Source organism: Lysobacter sp. 05T417 (genome assembly GCF_056396405.1).
Genome location: NZ_JBFTLK010000002.1, coordinates 293,219 through 309,430, shown reverse-complemented (window position 1 = coordinate 309,430; position 16,212 = coordinate 293,219). Strand labels below are relative to the sequence as shown.

At 60.2% G+C, this 16,212-nt stretch carries 12 protein-coding genes and 1 tRNA gene; 1 reads left to right on the top strand and 12 read right to left on the bottom strand.

Annotated elements, in window-relative coordinates; all coding sequences use genetic code 11:
* Positions 1-396: 396 nt before the first annotated feature.
* From AC1DER_RS04720 to AC1DER_RS04665, 12 genes are all read right to left on the bottom strand, one after another.
* Complete coding sequence (locus tag AC1DER_RS04720; RefSeq protein WP_477245184.1) at positions 397-1,119, bottom strand: M48 family metallopeptidase; 723 nt, start codon at positions 1,117-1,119, stop codon at positions 397-399.
* Between the two features lie 2 nt (positions 1,120-1,121).
* Entirely contained in the window at positions 1,122-4,238 is a 3,117-nt protein-coding gene (locus AC1DER_RS04715; protein ID WP_477357702.1) for a type I restriction endonuclease subunit R, read from the bottom strand.
* 50 nt (positions 4,239-4,288) lie between these two features.
* Complete coding sequence (locus AC1DER_RS04710) at positions 4,289-5,623, bottom strand: hypothetical protein (protein WP_477245188.1); 1,335 nt, start codon at positions 5,621-5,623, stop codon at positions 4,289-4,291.
* Positions 5,624-5,633: 10 nt separating this feature from the next.
* Entirely contained in the window at positions 5,634-6,884 is a 1,251-nt protein-coding gene (locus tag AC1DER_RS04705) for a restriction endonuclease subunit S (RefSeq protein WP_477245190.1), read from the bottom strand.
* Positions 6,875-9,277, bottom strand: a complete 2,403-nt coding sequence (locus tag AC1DER_RS04700; RefSeq protein ID WP_477245192.1) for a type I restriction-modification system subunit M — start codon at positions 9,275-9,277, stop codon at positions 6,875-6,877. Before AC1DER_RS04700 ends, AC1DER_RS04705 begins: the two co-directional genes overlap by 10 nt.
* Before the next feature lie 487 nt (positions 9,278-9,764).
* On the bottom strand, positions 9,765-10,199 hold the full coding sequence (locus AC1DER_RS04695) for a hypothetical protein (protein ID WP_477245194.1): 435 nt from the start codon (positions 10,197-10,199) through the stop codon (positions 9,765-9,767).
* 318 nt (positions 10,200-10,517) lie between these two features.
* Positions 10,518-11,186, bottom strand: coding sequence for a hypothetical protein (locus AC1DER_RS04690; protein ID WP_477245196.1), 669 nt, complete (start codon positions 11,184-11,186; stop codon positions 10,518-10,520).
* A 357-nt stretch (positions 11,187-11,543) separates the two neighbouring features.
* Complete coding sequence (locus tag AC1DER_RS04685) at positions 11,544-12,518, bottom strand: hypothetical protein (RefSeq protein ID WP_477245198.1); 975 nt, start codon at positions 12,516-12,518, stop codon at positions 11,544-11,546.
* Complete coding sequence (locus AC1DER_RS04680; RefSeq protein ID WP_477245200.1) at positions 12,518-12,733, bottom strand: helix-turn-helix transcriptional regulator; 216 nt, start codon at positions 12,731-12,733, stop codon at positions 12,518-12,520. The genes AC1DER_RS04685 and AC1DER_RS04680 overlap by 1 nt, the downstream gene beginning before the upstream one ends.
* Before the next feature lie 370 nt (positions 12,734-13,103).
* Positions 13,104-14,303 carry a tyrosine-type recombinase/integrase gene (locus AC1DER_RS04675; protein ID WP_477245202.1) on the bottom strand — a complete coding sequence of 400 codons (1,200 nt, stop codon included), beginning with the start codon at positions 14,301-14,303 and terminating at the stop codon, positions 13,104-13,106.
* 183 nt (positions 14,304-14,486) lie between these two features.
* Positions 14,487-14,562 (bottom strand) — tRNA-Ala (locus AC1DER_RS04670).
* A gap of 209 nt (positions 14,563-14,771) precedes the next feature.
* On the bottom strand, positions 14,772-15,380 hold the full coding sequence (locus AC1DER_RS04665) for a hypothetical protein (RefSeq protein WP_477245204.1): 609 nt from the start codon (positions 15,378-15,380) through the stop codon (positions 14,772-14,774).
* 202 nt (positions 15,381-15,582) lie between these two features.
* Here AC1DER_RS04665 and AC1DER_RS04660 point away from each other — a divergent pair, with 202 nt between their 5' ends.
* On the top strand, positions 15,583-16,164 hold the full coding sequence (locus AC1DER_RS04660) for a TetR/AcrR family transcriptional regulator (RefSeq protein ID WP_477357699.1): 582 nt from the start codon (positions 15,583-15,585) through the stop codon (positions 16,162-16,164).
* Positions 16,165-16,212: the final 48 nt, after the last annotated feature.

The window sequence follows — 16,212 nt, the reverse complement described above, 5'->3', positions numbered from 1 at the left end:
GCCCTTGTGTGTGAAATCAAGTCGACCGGCAAGCACCAGATACCGTCGGGAATAGGCGATGAACTGCCTTTGCGGCATCCAGTCGGGTTTCTCGAATGAGGACAACAGCGGCCCGCCTGCATCCAGCTTGCGTCGGACTGCCCAGATGGAGCGGATGACCCGCTCGACGCCGCCGACGCGCTGGGAGGCATAGGTCGCAGGGACACTCGCGGCCAGCCGGTGGCAGAACCGGCCATGCTCCAGCCACAGGTACAGCTTCCGCGCACGCTTCCCAGTGACCGGGCAAACGAAAAACCAGGTGCGTCCGCCGAAATGCCTTTCGAGCAGCTGCTGGAATGGCGATCTTGCCGTTTAAGGCCGATTAGTGCCCGGTTGCTAGTCGATCCTTGCCTTCATTCAGTACCCCCAATCCTCATGCCGCACCGGTAGGCTATTCAACTCGTTCTTCACTTGCCTCCAATGCGGCATGAAGAGATCCATCAAGTACTGAAAACGGGAGTTGTGGGTCGGTTCAAGCAGGTGGACCAGTTCGTGCACGATGATGTATTCGAGGCATGCAGGCGGCTTGCGGGCCAAATCGGTGTTCAGGCGAATCAAGGCGGATGCCGGATTGCAGCTGCCCCACTTGGTCTTCATCCGCTGGACGAGCACTCTGTTTGCTTTCACGCCCATCAAGGGTTGCCAGCGCGATAGAAGGTTTGGAACGGCGTCCCGAATCTGCTCCCGATACCACGCATCTAGAACCTCGCGGCGCTTGACGGCGTCGCTGCCAGGACGCAGTCGCAACTCAAGCGTACGGTGCTTCAACCTCACCGCCGGTACAGAATCGGATTCCACCAGCCGGAGCAGGTAGCGCCTTCCCCAGACAAAGTGGCTTTCCTTGTCGAGGAATTCTCTGGGCGTTTCCCGTTCCTGCTCCCGAAATTTGCGCTGCTGGCGCCGAATCCAGTCCAGCCTAGTGATGGCGTACACGCGAATGGTGTCCAGCGCCATGTTGCGCGGCGCGGAAATCCGCACCCGGCCGTCGGGTGGGTACACGCTTAGATGGACGTGCTTGATGTCCTTGCGCACCACATCGGCGCGCATATCGCCCAGGTCGATGGCGCTGTGTGCGGACACGCTCAGTACTCCTTCTGCGCTTGGATGATGAGGAAGATGCGCTCTACTTCAGCCTCATTCTTCAATACCTCCCACAGCGCCAGCTTCACGACGTTCTCCCGCGGCAATACCCCGCGCCAGCCGTCCGGGCGATTCTTCCTGACGGCCTCATCGATCTTCAACGCCAGTTCCAGCGCCGCGTCCGTGGGCGTATAAGACTCGACCTCCGGCTCGGCCGCCCTGTTCTGCGGCACGACCCCTTTCAGGTTGTTGTACAGCGCGCGCTTCCCGGGCGTGTCCAGGGCCACAGGCGTGTCTTCCGCCGTCCCGCTCTGCACCTTGGCCGCCAGTTCGGCCATCCGCTTCAGGTATTCCTCGTAGTCGATGGCCTGTTCCCGGCGTTTCCTGATGATCTCGTCCAGCAAGGCCGACATCCTGGCGAAGTACGCCGGGTCGGTCAGGTGATCTTTCACGATTTTGCTGCGGACGTTGTTCTCGATGGTTTCGGCCACCGACTCCCGGTCCTTCATCTGGCCAAGCTTCTTGGCGATTGCGTCGGCAATGCCGGACTTCACGATCAAGTCCAGCAGGCCCACGTTGTCAAACTCGGAAATCTTGCGCGGTTCGCTGGCCTGGATGTACGTGTCGATGAGATGGCGCATGTCCGCCTCGTAGGGCTTCAGGTCGAGCGTCTCGCCACTGGCCAGGCGAATGACCTCGCGCAGCTTCACGTACTCGTCCAGCTTGGCCTTGATCGCTACCTGCCGCGCCGCGTCGTAGCCGGCCACGTCCAGTTCGTCGGCGATGCTGCCGTAGGCGCGCAGCAGGCCCACCACGCCGGTATAGAAGGCCACGCGCTGCGGCTCGTGCGCCTTCAGATCGTCGGCGTTCTCGGTATTGCCGCAGAAGTAGTGGATGTATTGCAGTTCGCCCTTGGGCGGTTCCACCTTCTCCACCAGCAGCGCCAGGGCCTCCAGCGCCGCGTCCAGCCGTTCCTTGCCCTTGGCGACGCGGCTCTTGAGGATCACCTCCGGCTCGGCGCCGCCGGCGCTGTGGTCCAGCTCGGAGGAATACACCGCGATGGCGCTCTCTACCTTCTTGAACAGATCCTTGTAGTCGACGATGTACCCGAAGTCCTTGTCGGCGGTATCCAGTCGGTTGGTGCGGCAGATGGCCTGGAACAGGCCGTGGTCCTGCATCTTCTTGTCGATGTACAGGTACGAACACGGCGGCGCGTCGAAGCCGGTCAGCAGCTTGTCCACCACGACCAGCAACTTCATATTCGCTGGCTCCTTGATGAACCTCGCCTTTGCGGCGTCCTCGTAGGTCTCGGACTTGCTCTTGCCAGGCTTGGCCTGCACGTCCCTCAGTAGTTCGGTATAGGTGTTGTAGATGAACTGCTTGTCGGTTTCGGTATTGGCACCGGTCTCTTCCAGCGTCACGTCGCCAGCCTGCGGGTTGTACGAGGTGACTACGGCGCATTTGCCCTTGAACGGGGTTTTCTGGAACAGACTGAAATACTTGCAGGCTTCGTAAATGCTGGAGGCGACCAGGATGGCGTTTCCACGTTCGCTGGACAGACGCGGCTTGGTCTCGAAGTCGAAGATGATGTCGGCCACCACCTGTTCCATGCGCGAACGGGAGCTGAGCACGTTTTGCATCGTGCCCCACTGCTTTTTCAGTTCGTTCTTCTGCCACTGGTTCAGGCCCTTGGTCTTGGCCTCGAACCAGGCGTCGATCTTGTCTTGCGAGCCCAGGGTCTGGTCGATGTCGCGCGCCTCGTAGACCAAGTCCAACACCACCCCGTCCTCCACGGCCTCGCTGAACTTGTAGGTGTGGATGTAGCCGCCGAACACCTCCAGGCTGGTGGCCACGTCCTGCTTCAGCAGCGGCGTGCCGGTGAAGCCGATCAGCACGGCGTTGGGCATCATCGCCTTCATCACCCGGTTCAGGCGGCCGCCCTGGGTACGGTGGCACTCGTCGACGAAAACGTACAACTCGCCCACGGTCTTGCCGGGATGGGCCTCCAGTTCCTTGATGAAAGCGTCGAAGTCACCAGCGCCCAAACCTTTGCCGGCGCCGAACTTGTGGATCAGCGAGCACAGCAGTCGCGGGGCCGGCTGGCCCAGTTGCGCCATCAGGTCGCGGCCGCTGCTGGTGCGATAGATGTTTTCGCCGACGCTTTCGAACACGCGCTTGATCTGGTCGTCCAGTTCGTCGCGGTCGGTGATGATGGCGACGCGCGCCCTGGGATTGTTCTCCAGTATCCACTTGGCCAGCAGCACCATCAGGATACTCTTGCCGGCGCCTTGGGTGTGCCAGATGATGCCGCCCTGCTTCTTCTGGACGTGTTCCTGCGCGGCCTTGATGCCAAAATACTGGTGTACGCGAGGCAGTTTCTTAATGCCGCCGTCGAACAGCACGAAATCGTGAATCAGTTCGATCAGGCGCGACTTCTCGCAAATCTTCAGCAGGTATTTGTCCAGTTTGTAGCCAGTGTTGTCGGTTTCGTCTTCCTTCCATTTCAGGAAGTGTTTTTCCGGGGTGCCGATGGTTCCGTACTGCAAGCCTTCGGTGTCGTTGCCGGCGAAGACGAACTGGACGGTACTGAAGAACCAGGCGTTGAACTCGGTCTGCTGGTTGGACAGATTCTGGCGGATGCCGTCGCCGATGCTGACGCGGCTGTTCTTCAGTTCCAGCACGCCGATAGCGATGCCGTTGACGTAAAGGACGACGTCGGGACGGCGGGTTGCGTTGCCTTTGAGAGTGACTTCCTCGGCAACGGCAAAGTGGTTGTTGGCGGGTTGACTCCAGTCGACAAGGTGGACGGTTTGGTTGACCTGGTCGCCTTCGACCTTGACCGGAATGCCGTAGCGCAGCAACTGGTAGACGGCCTGGTTATTGGCGTACAGGCCGCGCTGCGGATTGTCAGCTTCGGTCTTGAGCTTGTAGATGGCCTGGCTGGCCTGTGCGGGGGTATAGCCGGCTTGGGTAAGGTAGTCGACCAGCAGGCGTTCTTCGATGTTGCTGTTGCCCACACGGTCGGACCAGTCGCCGAGGTAGGTGTAGTCCAGCTGTTTTTCGAACAGATCGATGATCCGGTTCTGCGTGACCCGTTCCGACTTTCCGATGTCGCTCATTTCCCCTTTCTCCCCTTGTCCACTACTGGACTTCCCAGAGCCCGCCATTTTTAGGCATCGGCCAACGCCCGTTTGATATACGCCTCACTGAGACGGTGCGTTAGTTCGATCAGGTTTTCAATCCTGGCATCCTGCTCTTTGTCCGACCAAGGGATGACCATCTCCCCATGCATGGCGCTGTTGCGGATCTTCTCCCAGGCGGCAATCTGCGCTGCCGTAATGGTCCCATCTTTCATCAGGGACTTCAGCGTTTTCGCAACGCCCTTCGTTTTGAAGCCGACGACATAGTTGATGACCACGCTTCGCAGGTTGTCATTGCCTTTCCAGTTCCTCACAGCCTGCTTCAGGCTGTCGACATCGTCTTCGGGCCAATCGGATTTCCGCTCGGCCTCCGAGAACATCATTTTCACGATGCCTTCCACGACGCTGGCCAAGGTCATGCACAAGACCCAGTTGGTGCCCTTGGCTGCCTGGATGATCTCCCAGTAATAGTGAGTCAAGGGATGTGCTTCAAAATTCCGCTGGCCACTGGAGTCCTTGGCCGTTGCAACTACCGTCAGGATGTCGCGATACACATTCCAGAATCGCTCGCCAGCCCCGAACGGATCTTCGCGCAAGATGCACGCCACAAGTGAATTGGCAGGATGGCCGGAAGATGGATGCAGCGAAATAAACGCTTTGCCATTGCCAAAATTCCGACACTTCAGCCGCGGGGAAACCACTTCGCCTAGCAATAGGTTCAGCGGCTCACTCAGCCAGCTTTCCAAATGCGGATGGGGCAGGTCGGGCGAGGCATCGGCAACGGCCCAGACGTGGTCGTGTTCCGCCGACTGGTAGAACTCGATTTGCGTACCGAGGACGTCGAGAGTTCTTGTTCCCGCGCTGCGCGACCAGAGTACTTCCTTGTCGTCCCGATGCACGGTCTTGACCATGTTCATAGGGATGGGGAGCCGCAGTCGGCGGTCGTACACCAGTTCCACGCCGATCTTGTCGGAAACACCAAAGCCTTCGGCGTCAGTGTGCAGGGCTTGGACTGGACCGGAGAGCTGCCAGACATTCCCTCGTTCTTCGCCGAGCGTCAAAGTCGTCCAACCACCCGACCATTCCGTGCCATCGTAGCCCACGGCGTTCATCCTGAACTGGCGCAGGATGTCGTATGGATTCTTCTGGGCCTCTACGATCTTCCGAAAGGCATCGGAGCCATCGCGCGGGGTGCCGTGCATGAAGAAACGGATTCTTGTGTCGGCCCCGATCTTGATGTGCCCCGGCCCGGTGAAGATAGCCGGTTCGTGGTCGCGCCCCAGGATTTCCATGTGCGGGCACTCAATCGTGATCGGCCCGCTCAGAAGGCGATCCACCCAGCGGGAGAGTGTGCGCACGGTCATCCGGCAGTCCCTATATCAACCGTGTCCTGCCGGTCAGCAGTTCCTGCATCATGCCTTGTTTGATCAGGGCAGTCTTTTCGCGCTTGGCTTCCAGCGCGGCGATTTGCGCGTCTATGTCGCTCAACACCGCCGCAATCGCGGTTTGTTCTTCCTTTGTTGGCGGCAACGCCAGCGGGATTTCACCCAATACCTTTCCGTTCAGCGCAGGCAATGCCGTTGTCACTACAAGTTCGCCGAATTTCACGCTCAATAACTGATAGTGAATAAAAGATACATCAACCTTTTTCCCATCAAGGATGAAAGCCGCCATGTTGTTATCAATGCAACTTGGCATTGAGAGAATTTTCTTTCGCTCCAAGAAAACTGCTGCACCAACTTTTGCAAAAACAATGCCGCCCGCGGGAAAGGCTGTTGCGCCTAGCTGTTTTCGCGCTTGCTCAGAAATCCAGTTATTCGCATTCACCATGTAATTTTCGTTTCCGTCATTGTTCATATCGGAAACTTTGAAAAAAGGATACGCGCCACTTTGTTTGCCTTGCGCTGTCAGCGGGAACCCTGTTCCACCACGAAAGTAGCCAACTTGTGCTGCCTGTTTCACTTCCCACTTTCCGCCAAACCCCGGCAGTCTGCGCTTGCTGGTCAGTAGTTCCTGCATTGCGCCTTGTTTGATGGCGCGCTGCTTGGCGATCAGCGCGTCCTGCGCGGTGAGAAGAGCATCCACGTCGCCCAATGCGGTGCCGATGGCGGATTGTTCGGCTTTATCGATGGGAATCTGAATCTGGATGTTTCCGAGCGCGCTTCGTGAAATGCGCTTGTGCGTTGTGCCACCAACATTCTCCAGGACGGACGCGAACCACTCCGACGTTGAGAAGTACTGAACCAGATAACCACGGTCAAACCGTTCTGTGTCTGGCCGAAAGATTGTCACATCTACCGACGTGATTACTTTCTCCTCGCTGATATTTGGCAGGATGCAAGCGCGGCCAGCAGGTTCCGCCAAGCGACAAATCAATAGGTCACCAATTTCCAGTGGCTTACATTTCAGTAAGTCAAAGGAATTGTCGTAGATGTATTTTTTTGCGACTTTCTCGATGTAGCTGCCAACGCCAATGTTTCCGGTCTGAATCAGTCGAATGCCTTTGTCCGTGATGTGCTCTGCCTCGACCCAATCGCCATCGTCAAATCGCGCTTTTTTCCGGTCGGCAATATCAAACACGGTCAGTGCCTGCCAGCCCTCATGGATTCGCGACTTCAGTTCCATGCAAATCCCATCTTCGCCAGATGCCCGGCGACCTTTGCTTCGAGATCAGCAACTCGCGTCGTCAACACCGGCAGGGGCGCTTCGTAACGCTCGGCCAACTCGCGTACGCGCTGCGTCAGCGCCTGCGAAACCCGCTCCACCTCGCCATGCACTGCCACAGACAAAGCGTCCAGCCACTTGTCATCGACCACCAGCGCCTTGATTTCATCAGCCGACAGCGTCGGATACTTCTCGCAAGCTAGCTTGTCCAAGGCCAACTCCTGTGCCTTGAACGACTTCTTCAACTCGGCTTCCTTCTCGGCCAAGTCCTGCCACTGCCTCAATACCGCCAGCTCCTCGGCATCGTCCTTGCTCTTGCCGATCTCCTTGATCCGCACCTTCACCGCCGCCGCATTGATCTTGTCCAACGAAGCCAGCAAACCGTCTTCGCCGCCGTGCTCCTCTTCAAGTTCGGCCAAGGCACTACCGGTCGCTTCCAGTGCGACGCGGGTCTCGGCGATGGCCTTCTGCTCGGCAGCGAAGTACCGCGTCACCACGAATTGCTTAGGGATCAGGTCGCTGGCCCAGCCTTTGTCCTTCTGCTTGCCCTTCTTGTCGGTCTCGATGACGCGATAGGTCTCCGCCTTCCAGCCATCGATGGAAATCAGGTACGCATCGTCCTGCATCGTCTCCGCCCAGAAATCCATCAAATGCTGGTAAACGTCGTAGGGATCGACCAACGGTTGGCCCTGATAGTGCGCCAGCAGGTTGTCGGACAACTCCGCGCCCAACTGCTTGGGATGGAACTTCGGCGGCAACGCCCTGAGCTTCGGCGCAACCCGGTCGCGCCATGCCGTGAAGTGTTCGCCCATCTGGACCAGGAAGGCCGCGAACTGCGGGTGTGCATAGATGGCGGACTTGATCGCCGTCTTGTCCAGGGCCAGGTCCATGTACCCCTGACGCTGCGGGCGGAACAGCGCCGCCTTCAAGTCCGGGCAAACCGCCCAGTACGCTGACAGCGCTTCCACGTCAGCCACCGGAATGCCGCCCTGCAGATGGCCGGTGATGTCCTGCACATCCTCAGGTTCCGAGCTGTCGATGTAGCGCGCTAGGTTTAGATTGAAGTCGTTGCGCTCGATCTCGTCGAAGCCGACCAGGCGCGCAAAATGCGGCTCGCTTTCATCCTGGCGGTTGAACACGTCCACGATGCGGTGGATGTCCTGCTCGCGCAGCCGGTTCTTCGGACCGTCCTTAATGAACCCCTGGCTGGCATCGACTATGAAGACACCGCGGCGTGCCTGCGCGTTCTCCTTGTCGACCACCAGGATGCAGGCCGGGATGCCCGTGCCGTAGAACAGATTGGCCGGCAGGCCGATGATGCCCTTGAGGTAACCGTGGCGGACCAAGTTGCGGCGGATTTCAGCCTCTGCATTGCCGCGGAACAGAACCCCGTGTGGCAGGATGCACGCGCCCTTGCCGGTGGATTTCAGGCTACGCACGATGTGCAGCAGGTACGCATAGTCGCCCTGCTTGGCCGGCGGGATTCCGAAGGTGTCAAAGCGCCCGTAGGGGTCGTGTTCCGGGTCGAGGCCGGTGCTCCAACGCTTGTCCGAGAACGGCGGATTGGCGACCACGAAGTCGAAGGTCTTCAGGCTGTCGCCGTCCTTGAACTTCGGATCGGCCAGCGTATTGCCCTGCTTGATCAGCGCGGTGGCGTTGTCGTGCAAGATCATGTTCATGCGGGCCAGGCCGCTGGTGGCCGCGTCCTTCTCCTGCCCGTAAAGCGTGACCTTGGCGTGGGCGACATCGCCCACCTTCAGCAGCAGCGAGCCGGAACCGCAGGTGGGGTCGTAGACCGTGGTGTTGTTATCGGCCTTGCCACTGCCGATCCCGATGATCTGCGCCATAATCCGGCTGACCTCGGCCGGGGTGTAGAACTGGCCCTTGCTCTTGCCACTCTCGGTGGCAAAGTGGCGCATCAGGTATTCGTAGGCGTCGCCGAGGATGTCGTCGCCTTCGGCCCGGTTGGCGGAGAAGTCCAGTTCCGGCTTCTCAAACACTGCGATCAGGTCGGAGAGCCGGTCCACCATCTCCTTGCCGGTACCGAGCAACTCGGCCTTGTTGAAGTCCGGCATGTCGGACAGCTGGTTGGCCTGCCGCAGTGGCTCGATGATCTTCTTGTTGATCTGGTCGCCGATGTCCGACTTGCCCTTCAGAGCGACCAGGTCCTTGAAGCTGGCTCCTTCGGGCACCTTGATGGCCGCGTACGGCTGGCCGGCGTACTTGTCGCTGACGTACTTGATAAACAGCAGTACCAGCACGTAATCCTTGTACTGGCTGGCGTCCATGCCCCCGCGCAGCAGATCGCAGGACGCCCAGAGGGAGGAGTAAAGCTCGGATTTCTTGATGGCCATTTGGAAGCGGAGGACCTGGCGGGTTGTGGTTCCTGAGCGGAGATTCTAGAGGCCCTGGCGCCGCCCTGCGCGCTCAACGAGCCCGCAACGAGCCCTCAACGAGCCCCCATTGAGCGTTCATTGAGCCCTCCTCATTGAGCCGGGTCGAGGAGTTGCCCGGCCGGCCAGACGGGGATGTTGGCGGCGATTGCAGGGGGAGACGGTGACGTTCCGGAACCAGCTCGCCAGCGGCACGCGGTAAACCTGGCACCCACCTTTGAGGGGATTCGCACCCCCACTTACGGCCCGCGGACGGGAGGGGTCAACGGCGCAGCGGTTGCCCCCTGCTTTCACAGTCCTGCGGCCGGTTCATCTGTCCGGTTATCGACCCGACGACTGTCGCGTCCTCACTACGGGACTGCTTCTGCGCTGGGAATGTCCAAGTATCCCGACGTGGCCATTCCCAGGGCTCCACTGATCAGCGCCGGTAGGTCCAGGGCGGCGGGCATCATGCTTCAGGCAGCTTCGACACCAAATTGGTGAGAACGCCTTCGCCAATCCTCTGGGCGGCGCGAACGAATGGATGCGGCGGGCGCTGCAAACTGGGCAGATAGAGCTGGCAGCCAGTCCTTTTGTGAAAGTGGACGGCCAGGAACCAGAGTTCGGCGGCAATGTCTTCCTCTCGGGCGCCGACGCCGTGCAGACGGACATAACGCTCCAGCGCGACGGTGGCGATGTCGCTGCCGTCGATCATGGACTGACGACTCGGATCGCCTTGCCAGTGGACGCAGACAGTGCCGCGTTCGCACCAGTCGGGTTCGTCGACGGCGCTGATTAGGGTGCCATCATGCAGCGATCTTGCGATGGCGCCATCGGCCTTCAGGTACGTGTAGAGAGGGATCAGGTTGGCAAGGAAGCCGACGATGGCTTGGCTTTTAGTCATGGCGTTGTCTTCGAAGTGAACTTGCGTAGTTGGCGATGCTCAGCCAGGTAGCCCAAGCTCTCCTTGAGTACCTTGCGCGTTCCAGATGCGGAGGGATGCCTGCTGCCGTCGAGTCAGCACGGGATAGCAACAGCTTGGCAATCGGTCAGAGATGAAGGCGGAAATGCTGGATTGGTTCATTCGCTCCCCAACCGCAGCTACCGGACATCAAGGGGAAGCTAGCCGCTGGGGCAGCGGATCATGTCCATTGCGTCGTTTAGTTCCTTGAGCTGTCTCGACAAGGCTCGCATTTGTGGACGCTCGCCGCCCTTCCAGGCGTTACTGGCAACCTTCGCCTTGCCGGTGGCGCTGCGAGGGCCGGTGGACTGCGACCACGGTTTCCAGCGGCGGATGGCTTCGGCCTGCTTTGTCCTTCGTTCCGGTGACCAGCAGCTCATTCGTTGAATGCTCCAATACTTTGTTTGGCTGATTCCTAGATTCAGCACGCGCGAGAGCTTCGGCTTGCGGCAAGGTGCCGTTGTTCACCTGCTGCGGGCCGTGGGCAATATTGGCTTGCTTGGCGAACACGACCGGCGGGTTCTTCAGGTTGACCAAGGCTTCAATCGTGGCCCGTGATTGGTTCTGCGCGCGCAGGGCCATGCGCATGTTGGCCTCGAAGCCAGGAATCTGCGTGTGCGCCATTGCCCGTTCGGCCAAGTGGGTGAAAAGGCTTTCCAAGGCAATCGCTTGGGAGACCAGCATGCCTTCGAGCCGATGCATGTCACCGGCGTTAACGAGTTCGGTGTGCAGTTCGATATTGCGGACCAATTCACCAATGTCAGGCTCGCCGTAGACGCTCTTGGCATCCGTTGCGCAGATGACGCGAGCCGCCTTGCCCTCCGGGTACGTGCAAGCGAAGGCCATGCTTTTCGCAAGGCTGTTCGACTCGGTTGCCGGCGCGGACTGCTCGGGCGGGGGGAGAGACTTCTGGTTGGAACTACGGGTCATCAGTGGCGGTTCCTGTGCCATAGCTGCCGCGGGACGTGGTACAGGATGCAGCCACCAGGAAGCAGGGTTCGGCGCATTTGTCCCGGAATGGGAAGGAGAGTCAGGCCAAGTGCGCGCTCCAGTGCTTCCGCGTAACGGTCGCTGGTCGTGCTGCCACGCCTCCGATTCTTCGTTTGAGTTCCCATTCTTTCCTCTCCCCGTGCGTGACGCGCCTGCGCGCTCTATATCTACTAAGCCCATTGAAAGGCGAAGCCTTGCGATGGGTAGGGTCTACGTGTCTTTGAAGTAACCTTGATAGAACCTTGATACAGCCTTGATAGATCCTTGATGTCGATTATGTGGTGAAAAAATGGCCAGCTAAGCGGCAATTGCCGCATTCAAGTCGCCTTCCGCGAGGGCCGCATAGATGGCGGCGTAGTGCTCGCACGCCTCCGTGTGGGTCGCCCACCATGTTGTTGTGAGCGAGGTCCACGGGCGAAAAACCAGCCTGTAGATGCCAACAACGGCAGGGGGAGCGTAGTCACGAGGCGCCGGGATCACATAGTCGAAGCTCCGCGACTCGACCTTTTTCGCCTGCCACGCTCCCTCGAAGCGTTCGATCACACCGTCCAGTGCAGCTTTCACTTCGTCCGCAAGTTCATCGCCGGTCAGTGCGTGCTTCAGTTCCGAATCCGAAGAGTCGCCCTCGGCCACGTAGTGAACGACTTCCAGTATTCCTAGGCGCTCGAGGGTCTCGAGAAACGCCCACGACGGATATTCACCCTCAGGCTTCTTGTCGACCTGGAACCTCTCCAACGGTCCCTTCGAATAACAACTACTTCCACCGCTGCTGAATCCATAGAACCGGAATTGCCCGTGGTCGAAGACATGGGCGCGGTAGAATCTCTGCCAGACAAGCGCGCGGGGCAATCCGCATTCACTGGCCAAATTGTGTTCGCCATACAGGTCCACGAAGGACTGCAGGTAGGCCACGTTTTGGGTTCGCCTCAATCGCTCGATGGGGGACGACTTGCCGCCAACTCCGTCAACCAGGGAGTTCGGCAGCCACAAGACTGCGTCTTCGTCCTTCGGAAAGGACAGCTTGCGTGAGGGGCGTCCGGTCTTTGGCGCCCGGCTGGCCAGGCGGTTCTTTTCCAAGACCTTGATTGCGTCATCGGCGCGCACCCACGCAATACCGGTATTTTTCCTCACCGCCTCGGCGCTCCAACTCGTCGTGCTGTTGTCACCGCCAGTACCACGGGCAAGCACGAGGAAGGCGATGGCGGGATTCATGCCCAGCTTGCAGGCTTCCGCCCACTGAGCCTTGCCGATGGCGAAGAAATTGGCGGCCATCAGCTGGTCTCCTGGACGCCGGCGCTAGCGGAGTCGATTAGGGCGACGATGTCCTCGACGCGCCAGGCAGTGGCGCGTTCGCCGAGCTTCACCGGCTTCGGGTAACGGCCTTCAGCGACGCCTTTCCACCAGGTCGACTTCGACACGGGGTAAAGGGAAAGCACCTGCGGCAGGCGGAGGAAGCCGCGAGTGGTGGGAAGGTTGGGGTGCGTCATTGGGTGTCTACCTCTCCGGCATTTGGCCAGTTGCGCCACTGCTGGACAGCAATGGCGGCCTTGGGTCAAGGCGACACTTATTAGATTCGCTTTGGACGAACCGACTTCCCTCGTTTTCCGTTTTCGGTTGCCCATCAGAGGGCTGGTATGCAGCGTTTGAATCGATCGTGCCCGCAGTTCCTGCTTGTTCGTTGATTCTCCGCGAAAGATTGCGCCGTTTCGATTACCTGTAGGTATCAATTGAGGCATCAAATGAGCCGCAGAACAGCATCGTGCCCTCGATTCGTGTCATAGACTGTTGAGCACTTGCATAGAACAGGCTCCGCCACTGTTCTGGCGGAGCAGCTTCACAGTGCGGCCGGTCAGGCTGCTAGGTCCTGATAGGGGGGAGCTCGCCCTCGCGCAATTGGTCGACGAAGTCAGCCCACACCTGCGCCATCTTGCGACGCTCGATCAGGTACTGGGCTTGGTTGTAGACCCCCCGGACACCGGGCATCTTATGGGTGAGGGCGGCTTCGATAGCGTCCGGATTCCAACGTCCCATTTCGTTCAGTAGGGTGCTGGCCATATGTCGGAACCCGTGGATGGTGCTTTCATCCTTCTCGATCCCACAACGACGGGCCGCCACCAGAATGGCGTTGCCGGACATGTGCTTGCGCGGATCACGCCCGCCGGGGAACACGTACTCGCCGCGCCCAGTAAGGGGCTGCAGGTCACGCAGGATTTCGACCGCCTGTTCCGGAAGTGCCGCGATGTGCCAGCGGTTGGTCTTGGTGACGAAGTAGCGCCACTGCCCGGCATCTAGGTCCAACTCCGCCCATTTCATTCGGGCGAGTTCGCCGGGTCGGGTGAAGATGAGCGGGGCTAGGCGCAGTGCAGTGCGCACGACGGGTCGGCTAGTGCTGTTGCCGATCTTGCGAATCACAATGGTGGCTTCGTCGGGGGTAGTGGCAGCGGCGAACGGCATGGGGCGCCACGGAGTGAGTGCGCCCTTTAGTGCCCCTGTCGGGTCACCGCCGGCGCGCCCAGTTCGGACGGCATAGCGGAATACCTGCCCGCAGGTCTGCAACGCGCGATGGGCCGTCTCGATGGCTCCTCGCTGCTCGATCCGCTCCAGGTGCTTCAGCAGCTCAGTGGCCTTGATTTCGGAAACGGGTCGCTTGCCCATCCACGGGAAGATGTCGCGTTCCAGGCGGCGGATGACCTTGTCGGCGTGAGTATCGGCCCACTTTGTCTTCTGCTTGGCGAACCATTCGCGGGCTACGACCTCGAAGGAGTTGGCTGCTGCAGCATCGCCGGCAGCCTTGGCTGCCTTGCGGTGCTCACCGAAGTCGATGCCAGCGGCCAGCAGTTTGCGTGCGGCGTCGCGTCGCTCGCGGGCATCGGCCAGGCTGGTATCGGGGTAGGTGCCGAAGGAGAGACGCTTCTCTTTGCCGCCGAAGCGGTACTTCCAGCGCCACCATTTGCCGCCGGCGGGGGAGATTTCCAGGTACAGGCCGGCCCCGTCGAAGAGGCGCTGGGTCTTGGCGGCGGGCGTTGCTTTGCGAATTGCGGTATCGGTAAGGGCCATGGCAAGAGTTCCTGCCCCATCGGGGGCAACTGGAGGTGGACGACCTCGGTTGCCCCCAAATTTGCCCCCACCTGACCATGCATTCGGCTGGATTTTTCCGAACTGCATTGGACACAAAAAAGGCCGAAAGCCTTGCATTTGCGCGGCTTACCGGCCTTCGTTGTACCGTACTGGACGGTTAAATGGTGGAGCGGAGGAGGATCGAACTCCCGACCTTCGCATTGCGAACGCGACGCTCTCCCAGCTGAGCTACCGCCCCATGTGGCCGATTCTAGCGGCAGGAAAGGGCGGCTGCCAAGACGGGGGTGGGGCTTTGGGAAATGTAAGCCTGGCGTGCGTTCAAGCGATCCCAGCGCCCCTATGCGGATGATCCTCACCCGGACACCGTTTTCGGGCCCGTCCTAACGTGGCACTTACAGCACCTTACGGGACCACTCGACTTCGGCCAAGGCGCGAGCCGCAGCGTCGCTACCGCTCTGTCTCTTTGACCCTGGTATCGGTAGCGATCCAATTCACCTCCCAGGCTCGGCCGCCGTCAGCGGAGAACGCCTGCTCGAAGTGACAAGAGTCCGACGTGTCGCAGGAGATGACGAACCGGACGAGGATGATGCGGCCATCGACGAGCGTGTCCTGGCCGTAGAACTCGCCCCGTCCCAGCTTGAACCCGCCCACGACCGGGAGAGTCAGGGTCCCACTGGCGCTGTTGGAGTAATGCAGGCTCCACTGCTTGGCTTCAGGGTTGTAAAGGCGCAGCGACGAGCCCTGGATGCGGCCCGCCGGACCTTTGACGTCCAGCTCGACCATATTGGCCGGGCCGTTGCCGATCTTCCGCACGACACTGCGGCCTTCGTACTCGGCCCAGCTCGACGAGCCGGTCAGCGGGTGCAGGCGCCGCGACACGCGGGTGTACCAGTTGCCGATCTCGAAGTCGAAGTCGTGCCTGCCATCCGGCACCTCGACGCGGGGCAGTGGGTCGGGCCTGTCGCGCGACTGTTCCGCCATGCAAGGCCACGCCAGCAGCGCGATCCAAAGCAGGGCCCACGAAGGCAAGGTGCGGCTACGCATCGATTCGTTCATCACGGCATTCCCATGGTGCCATCGCGAGGGTAGGGCGACTTTATCCCGCAAGGCCATGTACGAACGACGTGAATGGCACCGTCAGGCATTACGTGATTGGGTCTTGTACGTAGTCGGCACGCAGCAAGTCCTGGCCTTTGAGGTGCCTTCAGCCTGCAGGTCGGTTTGCATCAACGTCGGAACCATGTATGATGCGCATCATATGAAACGGGTCGCCAACAAATCCAAAGAAGCCACGCACGACCGGATTGTCGACGCCGCCTCGCGTGCCATCCGCCGCAGCGGTTACAACGGCACGGGCGTGGCCGAGATCATGAAGGCGGCCGGGCTAACCCACGGCGGCTTCTATGCCCACTTCCCCTCGCGCGAGGCCATGCTAGTCGAGGCGGCCGATCGCGCCGGCAGCGCGAGCGTCGACATGATGCAGCGGATTGCGGCTACCACTGAGCCCGGGCAGACGCTGCAGGCGATGGCGCACGCATATCTCTCGAAAGAACACCTGGAAAGCGTGGAGACTGGATGCGCAACCGCCGCGCTCGGCTCGGAAATGCCACGCCAGGCACCCGAGGTGCGACGCGCAGCCACGCGCCGAATCAAGGAAATGATCGACCTCGTGTCGCGCCAGATGCCCGACTGGGGCCAGCCGGGCGCGCACGAGCGTGCGCTTGTGACCGTGTCCACGATGGTCGGCACGCTCGTACTTGCTCGTGCGGTCGACGATCTCCGGCTCTCCGATGCGCTGCGCGAGGCGGCACTGAACTACCTGTTCCCCACTCAGACCTGAAGCTGCGACGGCGCAGTCTTGTCCTTGCTGCGAGCGAAAATATGATGC